The following is a 14,885-nucleotide window of genomic DNA, read 5'->3' as shown; positions in this document are numbered from 1 at the left end:
AAAGTTTGTCAATTGCTCTTTCGTAAAAAAAGAAAAATGATTTTTTTCTAAGAAAAACTGTTGACAATCTCTTTTTTCTCTAGTAAAGTGTAAATCAACATCACAGATAACTATTCATTCGTTGAAGAGAAGAGTAAATTTTGATGACCTTCAAAAGAGAGTCTTGATTGGTGAAAAGGGACAAGGTTCAGAAAAGTTGAAGATGGCCTCTGAGAATAAATTGCTGATAAGTAAGCAATTTCGGCTAAGCACCCGTTACCATGTGCACCAAGTTAATAAAGACTTGGATAAGAGATGAGATATAAAGAATCAGTTATATTTCGAAAAAAGGTGGTACCGCGAATCATTCGCCCTTTACTAGCAAAACGCTAGTGAAGGGCTTTTTGCTGTGAATCACTACGACTGGCGCGAAGCGACAGAGTAGATGCTGTCTGCGGTTACTCGACGCAGGATGGCCTTTGTAAGTGATGAACAGTACAAGCTGTTCGAAGAGAACATTAACTCTAGTCTGTTTAATTTTGAAAACAGATGAAAATCAGTTTAGAATGAATAGAAATAAAAAAGCAGTGATATAGTAAGTACAAGACTTGATTTGTTTAACAGAGAGCCTAGGTAGCTGAGAATAGGTGACAAAGACGTTTTGGAAAATGGCTATTGAGCAAGCGCTCCGAGTGTTAAACACAAGGCGGCGACGGGTGCTCCCGTTATCGAGCTAGGGTATCGAACATATTGTTCCGTACTTGAAAAGGGAATTTGTGTGAGCAAATTCTGAACATGAGGTGGTAACACGCAAAAAAGCGTCCTCAACGATACAACTCGAGTTGTGTCGTTGAGGATGCTTTTTTCTTTTTTATGAAAAAATGCAGGTTGGTAAGAATGAAGGGGGATAAAGAATGATTGAACTAAAAAATATCAGTGTGACATTTCAACAAAAAAAACAAGAAATTCAGGCTGTCCAAGATGTGTCTTTGACAATTGATAAAGGGGATATCTACGGAATTGTTGGTTATTCCGGTGCTGGAAAAAGTACGCTAGTACGGGTAATTAATTTATTGCAACGACCAACAGCGGGCACCGTTATTATTAACAAAGAAAATATTTTAACTTTTTCTAAAAAGGAATTACGACAACAACGAAAAAAGATTGGAATGATTTTTCAACATTTTAATTTGATGAAAGAGCGGACCATATTTAGTAATATCGATTTTTCATTAAAATATTCTGGGCTAAGTAAAAGTGAACGGCGTCAAAAAATCAGCCATTTATTAGAGTTAGTTGGACTAAGTGAAAAACGGGACGCTTACCCCAGTCAACTATCAGGAGGGCAAAAACAGCGAGTTGCGATTGCCCGCGCTTTAGCAAATGATCCTGAAATTTTACTTTGTGATGAAGCGACGAGTGCGTTAGATCCAAAAACAACGGGACAGATTTTAGCCTTGTTAAAAAAGTTAAATCAAGAACTGAACTTGACGATTGTCTTAATCACCCATGAAATGCAAGTGGTTAAAGAAATTTGTAATAAAGTCGCGGTGATGGAAAATGGCTGCGTTGTCGAATCAAACGATATTGTTTCGATTTTTAGTCAACCCCAACAACCTTTAACCAAAGATTTTATTCGGACAGCAACTCATATTGACCAAGCGTTAACCACGATTCTTGAACATCCTAAATTAGCTGATTTAGATAAAAATCAAGAATTAATTGAATTTTCTTATGTGGGAGATCAAACGAATGAGCCATTAATTGCACAATTGTATAGCCAATATCAGGTGTATACGAATATCCTTTACGGCAATGTCGAAATTGTTCAAAACGTTCCTATTGGCCATTTAATTGTGGTGCTTTCTGGTGAGGAGGCCCAGCGTCAACAAGCCCTTACTTATTTAGCGAAACAAGGCGTGCGAACCAATGTTTTGAAAACCTATCAGCAAACGAAGCAAAAGCAGAACTTACAGGTGATTTAAAAAAGGAGTGAACTGAGAATGAATCAATTATTTGAGAAATATTTTCCGAATGTTGTCCAATTAAAACAAGAGTTTCTTCAAAGTACATGGGAAACAGTATACATGGTTTTTTGGACAGCCTTGATTGCTGGCGTGTTAGGAGTCTTATTGGGTGTCGTGCTTGTTAGTACTGGGCCCAGTGGTGTTTTGAAAAATCCACCCCTGTATAGTGTCTTAGAAAAAATTATTAATGTTTGCCGTTCTATTCCTTTCATTATTATGCTCGCACTGATTCAACCATTAACACGAATTTTGGCAGGAACGACAATTGGTACAACCGCAGCGTTAGTCCCATTAGTTATTGGCGTAATCCCGTTCTTCGCGCGCCAAATTGAAAATGCGTTATTAGAAGTGGATCCTGGCGTTATTGAAGCGGCAGAAGCCATGGGGACGAGTCCCTTAGGGATTATTTTTCGGGTTTATCTAATTGAAGGGTTACCAAGTATTATTCGTGTTTCAGCGGTGACAATTATTAATTTGATTGGATTAACAGCCATGGCAGGAGCGATTGGAGCCGGTGGTCTGGGAAACTTAGCGATTACTCGAGGATACAATCGGTTTCAAACCGATGTGACATTTATGGCCACGTTAATTATTTTAATTATGGTATTTATTAGTCAAGCCATTAGTAATCAATTAATCAAAAAAACATCACATTAGAAAAAAGGAGAAATGACAAATGAAAAAATTTAGTAAATTAATTGGACTTATTGGGGTATTAGCTTTTACGATTGCAGGTTGTGCATCGGGGTCTGCGAAGGATACTAAGACAGAAACCGTTAAACTAGGGGTTGTAGGAACAAAAAATGATGAATGGGAATCGGTCAAAGACCGTTTGAAAAAGAAAAATATTGATCTACAATTGGTAGAATTTACAGACTATACGCAACCCAATGCAGCATTAGCAGAAAAAGAAATTGATTTAAATGCCTTTCAGCATCAAATCTTTTTAGACAATTACAATAAAGAACATGGGACGAAATTAGTATCAATTGGCAATACAGTCAATGCACCATTGGGAATTTACGCCAATAAATTGAAAGATATCACGAAAATTAAAGACGGCGGAGAAATTGCTATTCCTAATGACCCAACGAATGGTGGGCGGGCGTTAATTTTATTACAAACTGCAGGACTGATAAAAGTTGATCCTGCGAAACAGCAACTACCGACTGTCAGTGATATTACTGAAAATAAACGCCAATTGAAAATAACTGAATTAGATGCTACGCAAACAGCGCGCGCTTTACAAGATGTCGATGCTTCAGTGATTAATAGCGGCATGGCTGTCGATGCTGGGTATACACCAGATAAAGATGCTATTTTCTTAGAACCTGTAAACGAAAAAGCGAAACCTTATGTGAACATTGTCGTGGCCCGAGAAGAAGATCAAGAGAATAAACTTTATCAAAAAGTTGTAGAAGAATATCAACAAGAAGAAACGAAAAAGGTCATTGCAGAAACATCAAAAGGCGCCAATGTTCCAGCCTGGGAAACATTTGGTAAAAAATAAAGGAGGCATTTATAATGAGTACAACAACGATTCAAACAATCCAAGAAGCTATTGCTACAGAAAAGGAATGGATAATCCATTTAAGACGTCATTTTCATCAATATCCTGAAGCAAGTTTAAAAGAATATGAAACGATTAAGCGAATTAAAGAAGAACTACTAGCCTTAGCTATTCCTTTTGTAGAAGTAGGGGAAACGGGTGTTTTAGCAACCATTGAAGGAGGTCTTGGCGCTGGCAAAACGATTTTATTACGTGCAGATATTGATGCGTTGGAATTACCAGATGCAACTGGTGCTGCCTATGCTTCTAAAAATCCAGGACTCAATCATGCTTGTGGACACGATGGTCATGCGGCAGCATTGCTAGGTGCAGCTAAAGTGCTCAAAAAACATCAGGATACCTTTTCAGGAACGATTAAACTGGCCTTCCAGCCAGCTGAAGAAATTGGTGCAGGCGCTCGACAATTTGTGGAAGGAAATTATTTAGAAGCAATCGACCAAGTGTTTGGGATTCATTTAGATTCTAGTGTGCCGGTCGGGAAATTAGTCGCTACCAAAGGCGCCACCAACGCCTCTTGTGATATTTTTAAAATTGAAGTCAGTGGTCAAAGTAGTCACGTCGCCCAACCACAGAATGGCCGAGATGCTGTTTTAGCAGCGGCCAGTATCGTTGTGGAATTACAAAAAATTGTAGCGCGCGAGATTGATCCTTTAGATTCTGTCGTAGTAGGAATTGGCGTTTTACAAGCAGGAACACGCTATAATATTGTAGCAAACCAGGCAACCATTGAAGGTACTGTTCGAACATTTAGTCAGGAAACGCGCCAATTTGTTTTACAACGAGTCGAAGAAATTGCCCATGAAATTGCCCAGTCTCATCGCACAGAAATTGCTGATTTTTCTGTTTATGCGGCAGCGAATCCATTAATTAATGAAGAACAAGCAACCAACCGTGCACAGCAGGTAGCCAGTGAAATTGTTGGTTTTGAAAATGTTGTGACCGATCATCCTAAAAGTTTAGGGGCGGATGATTTTGCTGATTACTTAGCGGTAATTCCTGGTATCTATGGACGGGTCGGTTCACGAAACCCTGAAAATCCTGCTACTCATTTTGGACACCATCATGAACAATTTGATATTGATGAACGTGCCTTACTTTTAGCAGCAGAGTACCACGTACGCTATGCATTAAACTATTTGTCAGAATAATAGGGATAGGGAGCCGACAAAATGATTGTTTGTGGGCTCCTTTCGTTATAAACCAACGTGGCTTGCTTTCTTGTCATTCTATGGTAGAATACAAGCATAAGAAAGGTGATTCACATGTTTTTTGTTTTAACTGATAAATTAACAAGAAAAGTAGCTCCCGATAGTTTAAGAACAGATGAAGCACTGTTGTGGAGCCGAGCAATTAATTTCTTCATCGCTTGATAGGACATTTTTTGACTAGAAAAGCTAGTCTTATTTGAGTGTACGTACAAGCGGTTGTCGGGATTTCTGTCAGGATGGACGACGTGCAGACGTGGTTCTTTTTTTGTTGTCCCAAAATAATCAGTTAACAAGAAAGAAGTGACGAAAATGAGTATTTTAACTATTGAACATTTAACGCATCGATTTGGCGAAAAGGTCTTGTATGAAGAGGCTTCATTGCAAGTGAATAAAGGGGATCATTTAGGCTTAACTGGCCAAAATGGTGTCGGCAAATCCACCTTAATTAAAATTTTAACGGGGGAAGTATTGCCAGACGAAGGAACGATTCAGTGGCAAAAAAATTGCAAGATTGGGTACTTGGATCAGCATGTTTCTGTAGAACAATCACTAACGATGGTTGATTTTTTGAAACAAGCCTTTCAAGAACTTTTTGATAAAGAAGCGAAACTGACAAAACTTTATGAAGAATACAGTCAAACGGCTTCGGAAAAACTTTTAGAACAAGCAGGCAAGTTACAAACAGATTTAGATGAAAGTAATTTTTACCAAATCGACACGATTATTCAGGATTTAGCCAATGGGTTAGGACTACAAGCAATTGGTTTGGATAAAAAGTTAGGGGAGCTAAGCGGTGGTCAACGTTCAAAAGTGATTTTAGCAAAATTATTGTTAGAGGCCCCTGATGTGTTACTTTTAGATGAACCCACCAACTATTTAGATGATACACATATTCAATGGCTTGTTCGCTATCTGAATAATTTTGAAGGAAGCTTTCTATTAGTCTCCCATGATTATCAATTTTTAAATGAAGTGACGAATTGCATCGCAGACATTGAGTTTGGCAAGTTAACCAAATATACTGGAAATGTAGAAAAATCTTTTGCACAAAAAGAGCAGAATAAACAAACCTATTTGAAACAGTATCAGGCCCAACAAGAAAAAATTGAAAAAATGGAAGCCTACATTCGTAAATACAAAGCTGGAAATCGAGCAACGATGGCTAAAAGTCGACAAAAACAATTGGACCGCTTAGAACGATTGACTCCGCCAGGTTCCTTGACTAAGCCGGCGATTGAATTTCCTTATCAAGGGTTAGTTGCAACGCAAGCACTAACGACCCAAAAGTTAGTTGTTGGCTATCGGGAACCTTTGTTAGAACCGTTAGATTTAATGGTTCATGTCGGTGAAAAAGTCGCATTGAAAGGTTTCAATGGGATTGGCAAATCAACATTAATTAAAACGTTAACGAAAGTGATTCCTTCATTAGATGGAGAATTTCATTATCCGCTGAATACAAAAATTGCTTATTTTACCCAAGACTTAGCGTGGCCTAATGAGCAGTTAACGCCACTAGACTATTTATCAGATCGTTTTCCAGATACAACGATTAAAGAGCGAAGAAGTCATTTGGCTAGGGCAGGTTTACCAGATAAGTTAGCAATGCAGTCGCTAGCCCTGTTAAGTGGTGGTGAGCAAACAAAAGTAAAACTAGCGGAATTAATGATGCAAACTAGTAATTTGTTATTTTTAGATGAGCCAACCAATCATATTGATGAAGCGGCCAAAAAAAGTTTACAAGAAGCAATTCACGTTTACCCAGGAACGGTTTTTCTGGTTTCCCATGAAGCAGATTTTTATGAGGAAATTGTGGATCGAGTAATTGATATTGAGGAATTAGTTAAATAAAGAAGAAAGAACCAAGTTGAGGGGGAGTCAACTTGGTTCTTTCTTCTTTATTATTTATTTACTCATTAAGCCATCATGGATTTTTGTTAAATTCCAGTTCATCATGCTGTAGTACGTATCGCCTTCTGTTCCTTCTTTGGCAAGAGAGTCTGTGAAAAGTGTATCGTAAATTGGTCGTTTCACTTCTTTTGAGACACGTTCCATACTACGTTTATCGACACTGGTTTCAACAAATAACACAGGTGCTTTTGATTTCTTAATGGTATCAATAATCGTGGTCATTTGTTCAGGTGTTCCTTGACTTTCTGTGTTAATTTCCCAAATATAAGCGGCATTTAAATCATAAGCTTTGGAGAAATATTTAAAGGCACCTTCACTTGTAACTAATAATTTTTTATCATCAGGAATATCAGCAAATTTAGCTTTGGCTTCCTCATGTAGTTTGCTAAGTTTTTCGGTATAATTTTTCGCGTTTTCTGTATAGAAATCTTTATTTTTTGGATCTTTTTCTACTAACACGTCACGAATGTTTTCTACATATTTAATGCCATTTTCAATGTCTAACCAAGCATGCGGATCTTCTGTTTGTTCTTGACCGGCACTTGTTAAATATTGTGGCGTAACATTTTTGCTTGTAGAAAAGTAATCTTTATTCTCAACTTTTTTGGCCGTTTTCATTAATTTGTTAAACCAGCCATTTCCGCCTGTTTCTAAGTTCAAGCCGTTAAAGAATAAAATGTCCGCTTCAGAAGCTTTCGCAATGTCTTCTGGTAACGGTTCATATTCGTGAGGGTCTGTCCCAATTGGCACAATACTATGCAGCTCAATTTTGTCTTGTCCAACATTTTTCACTAAATCAGATAGGATCGAGTTCGTTGTCACAATTGCTAATTTTTCTTTCTTTTCAGCGGCTTGATTCCCGCAAGCAGCTAACGTTAACCCTGCTAAAAGTGTTAAAAAAAATAAACTAAATTTTTTCATTCGTTGATTCCTCCATTTCTTTCTGACGGTTTACAAATACTAGGCCTTTCTTTGGTGAGAAAAAGAAAGCCAATAAAAAGAATAAGGCGGCGGTTAAAACAATCGTCGCACCAGAAGCTAAGTTATAAGAATAACTGAAGAATAGGCCAATCACTGAACTTAAAATTCCAAAAGTAGAGGCTAAGCCAATCATTGTCGGTAAGTGATTTGTTAATAGATAAGCTGTTGCTGCTGGCGTAATCAGCATGGCAATGACTAAAATAGTTCCGACGGTTTGCAAAGAAGAAACAGCGACTAGTGTTAGTAAAAACATCAATGCATAGTGGAAAAATTGAATATTTAAACCATAGGCCTGAGCCATTGTGGGATCAAAAGAAGTGAGTTGCAACTCTTTATAAAACAATGCCACAAAAATCAAAACAATCACGCCGACGACACAAGTAATTAAAATATCAGTATCTGCGACCGCTAATACATTTCCAAACAGAATATGATATAAATCGGTGGAACTTTTTGCAAAAGAGATAAAAATAATCCCTAAAGCAAAAAAAGAACTAAAGACAACACCAATGGCAGTATCATTTTTTAGTGGACTTTTTTGGGTAATAAAGCCGATCGATAATGCAGCTAATAAGCCAAAAATAGAAGCGCCAAAAATATAATTGAAACCAAACATATAAGAAACAGCGACCCCTGGTAAAACAGCATGGGAAATCGCATCACCCATCAAAGACATCCCACGTAAAATAATGAATGAACCAATTACCCCTGAAATGAGTCCGACAATTACAGACGTCAAAAGGGCATTTTGTAAAAATTGATAACGGAATAAACCATCAATAAATGCAGCAATCATTTTGCAACCCCCTGTATTAATAAATCACCTAACAAATCACCGTATGCTTCTTGGAGCGTTTCTGCAGTAAACGTTTGTTCAACAGGACCCGCAGCAATTAGCCGGTTTTTCAAAACGATTAATTCATCAAAATAGTGGGACACTTTGTGCAAATCATGGTGAACAATGATAATCATTTTACCTTGATTTTTTAATGATTTGAGAATATCCATAATCACTTTTTCACTAGACATATCAATGCCGACGAAAGGTTCATCTAAAAAAATCACCTCAGCACCTTGGGCCAAAACACGGGCGATAAACACACGTTGTAATTGGCCACCAGAAAGTTCGCCAATCTGGCGTTGCGCATAGTCTTCTAATTGCACCATTTTTAATGCAGCCATGGCTGCTTGCTTTTCTTTCTTTCCTGGGCGTTTTAATAGTCCCAAGTTTGGATAGGTTCCTAGCAAGACCGTTTCAAAAACGCTAATTGGGAAACTAAGATCCAAGGCGCTACGTTGTTCTACATAGGCAATGGTTGTTTTTTGTTGGTCAATCGCTTGATTATTTAACAAAACATCACGTTCCTTTGTTTTAATCAAGCCTAATAACCCTTTAATAAATGTTGACTTTCCAGCACCATTTGGTCCGATAATTCCAGTAATTTTACCGGAGGGAATAGTAACGTGGATATTATTTAAAGCGGTCCGTCCTTGATATTGAACGGTTAACGCTTGAACAGCTAAGTTAAAGCTTTTTCTCATGAAATTCCTCCTTTTTAGGTTTGCCTTAAAATCAGTATAAGGGATAGTTTAAGAAAATGCAAATAATTTTTAGGTGCACCTAAATACAAGCGCTTTTTTCACAAAGAAAACCGTTTCTTTCAATAAATTAAGGAGGATCCCATGATTTTTATGACAAAAAATGGTAGAATATGAATGAAAACGACTATTATTTTATATTGACGGAGGATATCATGACCGAAAACTATCAAGATGACACCTTACGCATCTTCAGTTTAAATGCAAATCGACCACTTGCTGAAAAAATCGCAGCATCAGTAGGAACAGAATTAGGAAAAAGCACCGTGCGCCAATTTAGTGATGGCGAAATTCAAATTAATATTGAAGAAAGTATTCGTGGCGATCATGTCTACATCATCCAAGCAACGAATGCTCCTGTAAATGATCATTTGATGGAATTGCTTATTTTAATTGATGCATTAAAACGTGCTAGCGCAAAAACAATTAATGTTATTTTGCCTTACTATGGTTATGCTCGCCAAGACCGCACAGCGAAACCAAGAGAGCCCATTACTGCGAAATTAGTTGCTAATATGTTAGTAGAGGCAGGCGCAACACGATTGTTAACATTAGACTTGCATACTGTTCAAGTCCAAGGATTTTTTGATATCCCAGTAGATAATTTATTTACAATGCCTTTGTTTGCTCATTATTATCGTCAACAAGCATTAGTAGGGGAAGAAATTGTGATTGTTTCGCCTAAAAACAGTGGCGTTCAACGCGCACGTAGTTTATCGGAGTACTTAGATGCGACCTTAGCAATTGTCGACCATGAAGAGATTGATGGGGTGCGTCAAGAAGGTTATGTTATTGGGAATGTCGCTGGGAAAAAATGTATTCTTGTTGATGACATTTTGAATACTGGTCAAACGTTAGCCACAGCGGCGGAAGTTTTAATGAAAAATGGTGCGCAAGAAGTGTATGCTTGCGCCTCGCATGGTTTGTTATCAGAAGGCGCAAAAGCAACCTTAGAAAATGCGCCAATTAAGGAAATTAGTATTACTGACTCTGTTTATACGACAGCAGACCGCCAACCAGCAACCTTGAATATTATTTCTTGCGCTGAGTTAATGGGGGAAGCGTTGCTTCGTATTCATGAAAATAAACCAATGAGTCCATTATTCCGTTTAGAACCAAAAGGAGAATAAGTGATTCCTTAAACTAGAAATAGGTCTAACAACTTTAATAGTGTTGGGCCTATTTTTCTTATCTCTTTTATAAATAGAAGAGAAAGTATTCTGATTTTGTGTTTTAAGCTTTTTATGCTAGAATAACGCCAGAACATAAGGAAAGGGACGAGTCATTTGGAACCCATTTATTTAGATCATGCGGCAACAACACCGCTTCATCCAACGGTCATTCAAGCGATGACTGAAAATATGCAAACGACTTTTGGCAATCCATCAAGTATTCATCAGTTTGGACGAAAGGCACACGGTCTTCTGGAAGAAGTGCGTCAAACGATTGCCGAGAGCTTACAAGCCAAACCCCACGAAATTATTTTTAATAGTGGTGGCACAGAAGGGGATAACACAGCCATCTTGGCAGTTGCTTTTTCTCGTCAAAAGGAAGGAAAACATATTATTACTACGGCAATTGAACATCCTGCTGTGTTACGAACGATGGAATACTTAGAGACGTTAGGTTTTGAAGTGACTTACTTGCCTGTGAATGAAAATGGTCAGATTTCAATGGATCAATTTAAAAAGTCTTTACGTGAAGAAACGATCTTAGTTTCAATGATGTATGGCAATAATGAAATCGGGAATCGATTACCGATTGCTGAAGTTGGTGCAATTCTTAAAAATCATTCGGCGATTTTTCATACAGATGCCGTCCAAGCTTATGGAAGTGAAGTCATTTTACCTCATGAATTAGGGATCGACTTATTAAGTATTTCCGCTCATAAAATCAATGGTCCAAAAGGCGTAGGTTTTTTATTTAAAAGCGATGCAATCCAATTACCACCTCTTTTACATGGTGGGGAACAAGAAGAAAAACGACGTGCGGGCACGGAAAACTTAGCTGGAATTATTGGTATGGGTACTGCCGTTTCATTACTAACTTCTGCAGAAAAGCAAGCAAGAAAAACAGCCTATCAAAGTTTTCAAACGATTATTTTAAAAGCGTTAGAAGAAGCCAATATTGATTTTTCAATTAATGGTGAACCAACCAATCGTTTAGCGCATGTCTTAAATCTTCATTTAAAAGGAATTCCCAGTGATTTGCTCTTAATGCATTTGGACTTAAGAGGTATTGCGATTTCAACAGGATCGGCTTGTACAGCGGGAACTGTGGATCCTTCGCACGTGTTGACAGCGATGTATGGAGAAAATTCCTCAGCTATTAAAGAATCAATCCGGATTAGTTTTGGCTACGGGAACACACCAGAAGAAATTGCGACTTTTTCTGAAGTGCTAGTTGCAGTGATTCAACAATTGAAAAAATAATCTGATTGCGGCAGCTACAGGTTTTCGCTATAATGAAGATAACAATGAAAATAACGAGGTGGAACCCATGGCATTTACAACAACGGCTGCTGTTGAAGGCTCAACAGTTTTTTACAAAGTACATCCTAGTGCAAAACGCTATACATTAAAAGATAACGGCTTTACTGAAACAAAATCAGGGAACTTTCAATTGATTCGTTCCTTAGATCCAACGCCTCAGAGAAATGAAGGCTTCAAATTGAAAATTACGATCACTGCTGATCTAAAAGAGTTGAAAATGTCCATTACAACGGCAAATGGTTTAAAACCAATGAATATTTTCAAGAATGAACAACATGAAATGAGTAAAGAAAAATACTTTTTCTTAATGGATGGCTTAATTAGCCGTGGTGTATTAGAGAAAGTAGAATAACTTAGAGAAACCTGAAGAAACAAGTGAAAGTAGCTTGTTCCTTCAGGTTTTCTGTTTATTTGAAAGCAACAGCTTGTTGGCTGTGTCTTTGTTCCAAGTATTTTCTCATTATACGCCCGGCTTGCTTTACTTATTTCAAAAAAATAGTATAATGAAAAGCACTGAAAAGTTACGACCTTCAAATCGTGGATGATTTCAGAATCTAATTGAAATGATGGTGATAAAATGGCAGATAACAGCAAAACGCGTGTCGTGGTAGGCATGAGTGGCGGTGTCGATTCATCTGTCACAGCGTTGCTTTTAAAAGAGCAAGGCTATGATGTAATTGGGATCTTTATGAAAAATTGGGACGATACAGACGAAAATGGTGTCTGTACCGCAACTGAGGACTATAAAGATGTCGCAAAAGTAGCGGATCAAATTGGGATTCCGTATTATTCGGTCAATTTTGAAAAAGAATATTGGGACCGTGTGTTTGAATATTTTTTAGCAGAATATCGGTTAGGACGGACACCAAATCCAGATGTCATGTGTAATAAAGAAATTAAATTTAAAGCATTCCTAGATTATGCTATGCAACTAGGCGCTGACTATGTTGCAACTGGCCACTATGCGCAAGTAGAAACAGATGAAAATGGCGTAGTGCATATGTTACGTGGAATTGATAATAATAAAGACCAAACCTATTTTTTAAGCCAATTATCACAAGCACAATTGGCAAAAACAATGTTTCCATTGGGTGGCATGGAAAAATCAGAAGTTCGTGCAATTGCTGACCGTGCTGGATTAGCCACAGCCAAGAAAAAAGACTCAACGGGCGTTTGTTTTATTGGTGAAAAGAATTTCAAAGAATTTTTGAGTAATTATTTACCAGCTAAAAAAGGCAACATGGTGACAGAAGATGGCGAAATCAAAGGACAACATGATGGTCTGATGTATTATACTATCGGTCAACGCCAAGGCTTAGGAATTGGTGGCGGCGGTAAAACACAAGAACCATGGTTTGTGATTGGGAAAGATTTAACTACCAATACATTATATGTGGGACAAGGATTTCACCATGAAAAACTATATGCAACACATTTAGAAGCTAGTGAGGTTCATTTTACTGTTGATACGCCAATGCCAAAAGAGTTTGACTGTACGGCTAAATTCCGTTATCGTCAAGCAGATATCCCAGTGCATGTTTCCTTATCTGAAGATGGCACAAAAGCAACCGTTACGTTTAAGGAACCAGCCCGCGCAGTCACTCCAGGTCAAGCTGTTGTTTTTTATGATGGAATGGAATGCTTAGGGGGCGGCTTAATTGATCGCGCCTACCAAGATGAAAAAGAACTACAATACGTCTAAAAAGTTTCACGAGTTGTGAAACAAAAAGGATGAAGTTAACCAAAAGAAAAGCGGATATGCTGGTCATAAAACCAGTAAATATCCGCTTTTCTTTTTTGTTTTATAGGCCTATTTTTTTTAAAATAAGAAAAAGAGAAAAATTAAAAATTCAAATTGTGGATAACTTTTCTGTGTATAACTTAGTCATCATTTTTCTCTTTTTTTAATTCGGCGGTGCTTCGACGAACCCATAGAAGGTTAATGAGAACCAGACAAGAAGTGGAAATAAAGACCCCACGATAACCGAAAGCGGCAGATACGCTTGAACCAATCATAGGACCAATCACATTTCCTGTCGCTTGGAAAGATTGATTGTAACTGAAAATACGACCTGCAGCGTCACTTGGGGAATAACGAGTGATCAACGTTTGAACAGCTGGTAGTAAACAGGCATCGGAAATCCCAACTAAGAAACGAAGCATGGCAAGCTGCCAGACATTTTGAACAAAGGCCATTGGTAGGTAAACGAAAATGGCTAAAATTAAGCCAATTGTCAAGATGCGTTCACTGCCAATACGATCGCCTAACCGGCCGAAACGAGGGGCGGCTATTAACGTTGCAATCCCTGGAATAGAAGCAATGACTCCGCTAATTAAGGTGACATTTCCGTGACCACCCAACAATTGTTGAATATATAAACTGATGATGGGACTAATTGAATTATTGGAAGCTTGAATGATTAATGTCGTAATAAACATTCCAAGAATTACGTGGGGATGTTCTAGTTTTTTTAAAATTTGTTTCCCAGATGCGGCTTGATTTTTTTCAATTGGCACAAACTCTTCATGGACAAAGACGAGACTCAAAACAAAAACGAGTAATAAAATCGTACCAGTAATGAAAAAGGTTGGTCGATAACCGAAAATAGAAGCAGTGACACCGCCCAAAAGAGGACCAAGCAACGTGCCGGTAACAGAACCAGTGGCTAAAGTACCAAGCACTTGACCGCTTTTTTCCTTAGGTGTGCCTGTAGCAACTAACGCAGTTGCATTACTGATATAACCAGAAAAAACACCTTGTAATAAGCGCAAGCCAATCAATTGATAAACACTTGTGACTGCGCCCATTAAACTAATGACGATAGCCATCCCTAATGAAGCACGTAATAACATTAACTTGCGTCCTTTTCGGTCGGCTAAACGGCCCCACCAAGGAGAAACAATGGTCGTGACTAAAAAAGTGGAGGAGAACGTGATTCCGCTCCAAAAATTCAATTGTTGGTGGGTAAAAGTACCTAATGTGTTGATATAAAGAGGCATGAATGGCATCACTAAGCTAAAGCCAATACCAGCCATAAATGTGCCAAACCATAAAACAAGCAGATTTTTTTCCCAAGGTCGTCTTGGACGGAAAATTTTACTTTTAATTAATTCATACATT

13 protein-coding genes and 2 other annotated features are annotated in these 14,885 nt (G+C 37.9%); of the genes, 9 read left to right on the top strand and 4 right to left on the bottom strand.

Features of this window, described 5'->3' with window-relative positions:
• Positions 1-112: 112 nt before the first annotated feature.
• Positions 113-358: a binding site (T-box leader), on the top strand.
• Between the two features lie 199 nt (positions 359-557).
• Positions 558-808: a binding site (T-box leader), on the top strand.
• An 85-nt stretch (positions 809-893) separates the two neighbouring features.
• The 5 genes from IGK54_RS08610 (at position 894) to IGK54_RS08590 (ending at position 6,632) form a co-directional block, all read left to right on the top strand.
• Positions 894-1,964 carry a methionine ABC transporter ATP-binding protein gene (locus IGK54_RS08610; protein ID WP_002395777.1) on the top strand — a complete coding sequence of 357 codons (1,071 nt, stop codon included), beginning with the start codon at positions 894-896 and terminating at the stop codon, positions 1,962-1,964.
• Between the two features lie 18 nt (positions 1,965-1,982).
• Positions 1,983-2,663, top strand: coding sequence for a methionine ABC transporter permease (locus IGK54_RS08605; protein ID WP_002395778.1), 681 nt, complete (start codon positions 1,983-1,985; stop codon positions 2,661-2,663).
• A gap of 19 nt (positions 2,664-2,682) precedes the next feature.
• On the top strand, positions 2,683-3,516 hold the full coding sequence (locus tag IGK54_RS08600; RefSeq protein WP_002366917.1) for a MetQ/NlpA family ABC transporter substrate-binding protein: 834 nt from the start codon (positions 2,683-2,685) through the stop codon (positions 3,514-3,516).
• Positions 3,517-3,530: 14 nt separating this feature from the next.
• Complete coding sequence (locus IGK54_RS08595) at positions 3,531-4,724, top strand: amidohydrolase (RefSeq protein WP_002379588.1); 1,194 nt, start codon at positions 3,531-3,533, stop codon at positions 4,722-4,724.
• A 369-nt stretch (positions 4,725-5,093) separates the two neighbouring features.
• Positions 5,094-6,632 (top strand): ABC-F family ATP-binding cassette domain-containing protein, encoded by a 1,539-nt coding sequence (locus IGK54_RS08590; protein WP_002362078.1) that lies wholly within the window; start codon positions 5,094-5,096, stop codon positions 6,630-6,632.
• A gap of 54 nt (positions 6,633-6,686) precedes the next feature.
• Here IGK54_RS08590 and IGK54_RS08585 read toward each other — a convergent pair whose 3' ends face one another.
• From IGK54_RS08585 to IGK54_RS08575, 3 genes are read right to left on the bottom strand one after another with little or no spacing between them, the layout of a single operon-like run.
• Positions 6,687-7,613 carry a metal ABC transporter substrate-binding protein gene (locus tag IGK54_RS08585; RefSeq protein ID WP_002356954.1) on the bottom strand — a complete coding sequence of 309 codons (927 nt, stop codon included), beginning with the start codon at positions 7,611-7,613 and terminating at the stop codon, positions 6,687-6,689.
• The gene (locus IGK54_RS08580) at positions 7,600-8,469 is read right to left on the bottom strand and encodes a metal ABC transporter permease (protein WP_002377030.1); all 870 of its coding nucleotides are present in this window, start codon (positions 8,467-8,469) and stop codon (positions 7,600-7,602) included. Before IGK54_RS08580 ends, IGK54_RS08585 begins: the two co-directional genes overlap by 14 nt.
• Positions 8,466-9,215 (bottom strand): metal ABC transporter ATP-binding protein, encoded by a 750-nt coding sequence (locus tag IGK54_RS08575; protein WP_002360005.1) that lies wholly within the window; start codon positions 9,213-9,215, stop codon positions 8,466-8,468. Before IGK54_RS08575 ends, IGK54_RS08580 begins: the two co-directional genes overlap by 4 nt.
• A gap of 212 nt (positions 9,216-9,427) precedes the next feature.
• Between IGK54_RS08575 and IGK54_RS08570 the strand changes: the two genes are divergently transcribed.
• The 4 genes from IGK54_RS08570 (at position 9,428) to mnmA (ending at position 13,466) form a co-directional block, all read left to right on the top strand.
• A complete protein-coding gene (locus IGK54_RS08570; RefSeq protein ID WP_002362076.1) occupies positions 9,428-10,402 on the top strand; it encodes a ribose-phosphate diphosphokinase in 975 nt (324 codons plus the stop codon).
• A gap of 156 nt (positions 10,403-10,558) precedes the next feature.
• A complete protein-coding gene (locus tag IGK54_RS08565) occupies positions 10,559-11,704 on the top strand; it encodes a cysteine desulfurase family protein (RefSeq protein WP_002360007.1) in 1,146 nt (381 codons plus the stop codon).
• A 67-nt stretch (positions 11,705-11,771) separates the two neighbouring features.
• Positions 11,772-12,116 carry a DUF1831 domain-containing protein gene (locus tag IGK54_RS08560; protein WP_002356959.1) on the top strand — a complete coding sequence of 115 codons (345 nt, stop codon included), beginning with the start codon at positions 11,772-11,774 and terminating at the stop codon, positions 12,114-12,116.
• 225 nt (positions 12,117-12,341) lie between these two features.
• Positions 12,342-13,466, top strand: coding sequence for a tRNA 2-thiouridine(34) synthase MnmA (gene mnmA / locus IGK54_RS08555; RefSeq protein WP_002356960.1), 1,125 nt, complete (start codon positions 12,342-12,344; stop codon positions 13,464-13,466).
• 179 nt (positions 13,467-13,645) lie between these two features.
• On the opposite strand, the gene IGK54_RS08550 is transcribed toward mnmA, so the two are convergent.
• Positions 13,646-14,884, bottom strand: a complete 1,239-nt coding sequence (locus IGK54_RS08550; RefSeq protein ID WP_142956984.1) for a multidrug efflux MFS transporter — start codon at positions 14,882-14,884, stop codon at positions 13,646-13,648.
• Between the last annotated feature and the right edge of the window lies 1 nt (position 14,885).

The organism is Enterococcus sp. DIV2384 (assembly GCF_050534975.1).
GTDB classification, from domain to species: Bacteria; Bacillota; Bacilli; order Lactobacillales; family Enterococcaceae; genus Enterococcus; species Enterococcus faecalis.
The sequence above is the reverse complement of the archived record's forward strand: the minus strand, read 5'-3'. Positions and strand labels throughout refer to the sequence as shown.

Bases quoted from the DNA above. Each gene is read 5' to 3' on its own strand.
- IGK54_RS08610 (WP_002395777.1), top strand. From the start codon at position 894: ATGATTGAACTAAAAAATATCAGTGTGACATTTCAACAAAAAAAACAA.
- IGK54_RS08605 (WP_002395778.1), top strand. From the start codon at position 1,983: ATGAATCAATTATTTGAGAAATATTTTCCGAATGTTGTCCAATTAAAA.
- IGK54_RS08600 (WP_002366917.1), top strand. From the start codon at position 2,683: ATGAAAAAATTTAGTAAATTAATTGGACTTATTGGGGTATTAGCTTTT.
- IGK54_RS08595 (WP_002379588.1), top strand. From the start codon at position 3,531: ATGAGTACAACAACGATTCAAACAATCCAAGAAGCTATTGCTACAGAA.
- IGK54_RS08590 (WP_002362078.1), top strand. From the start codon at position 5,094: ATGAGTATTTTAACTATTGAACATTTAACGCATCGATTTGGCGAAAAG.
- IGK54_RS08585 (WP_002356954.1), bottom strand. From the start codon at position 7,613: ATGAAAAAATTTAGTTTATTTTTTTTAACACTTTTAGCAGGGTTAACG.
- IGK54_RS08580 (WP_002377030.1), bottom strand. From the start codon at position 8,469: ATGATTGCTGCATTTATTGATGGTTTATTCCGTTATCAATTTTTACAA.
- IGK54_RS08575 (WP_002360005.1), bottom strand. From the start codon at position 9,215: ATGAGAAAAAGCTTTAACTTAGCTGTTCAAGCGTTAACCGTTCAATAT.
- IGK54_RS08570 (WP_002362076.1), top strand. From the start codon at position 9,428: ATGACCGAAAACTATCAAGATGACACCTTACGCATCTTCAGTTTAAAT.
- IGK54_RS08560 (WP_002356959.1), top strand. From the start codon at position 11,772: ATGGCATTTACAACAACGGCTGCTGTTGAAGGCTCAACAGTTTTTTAC.
- mnmA (WP_002356960.1), top strand. From the start codon at position 12,342: ATGGCAGATAACAGCAAAACGCGTGTCGTGGTAGGCATGAGTGGCGGT.
- IGK54_RS08550 (WP_142956984.1), bottom strand. From the start codon at position 14,884: ATGTATGAATTAATTAAAAGTAAAATTTTCCGTCCAAGACGACCTTGG.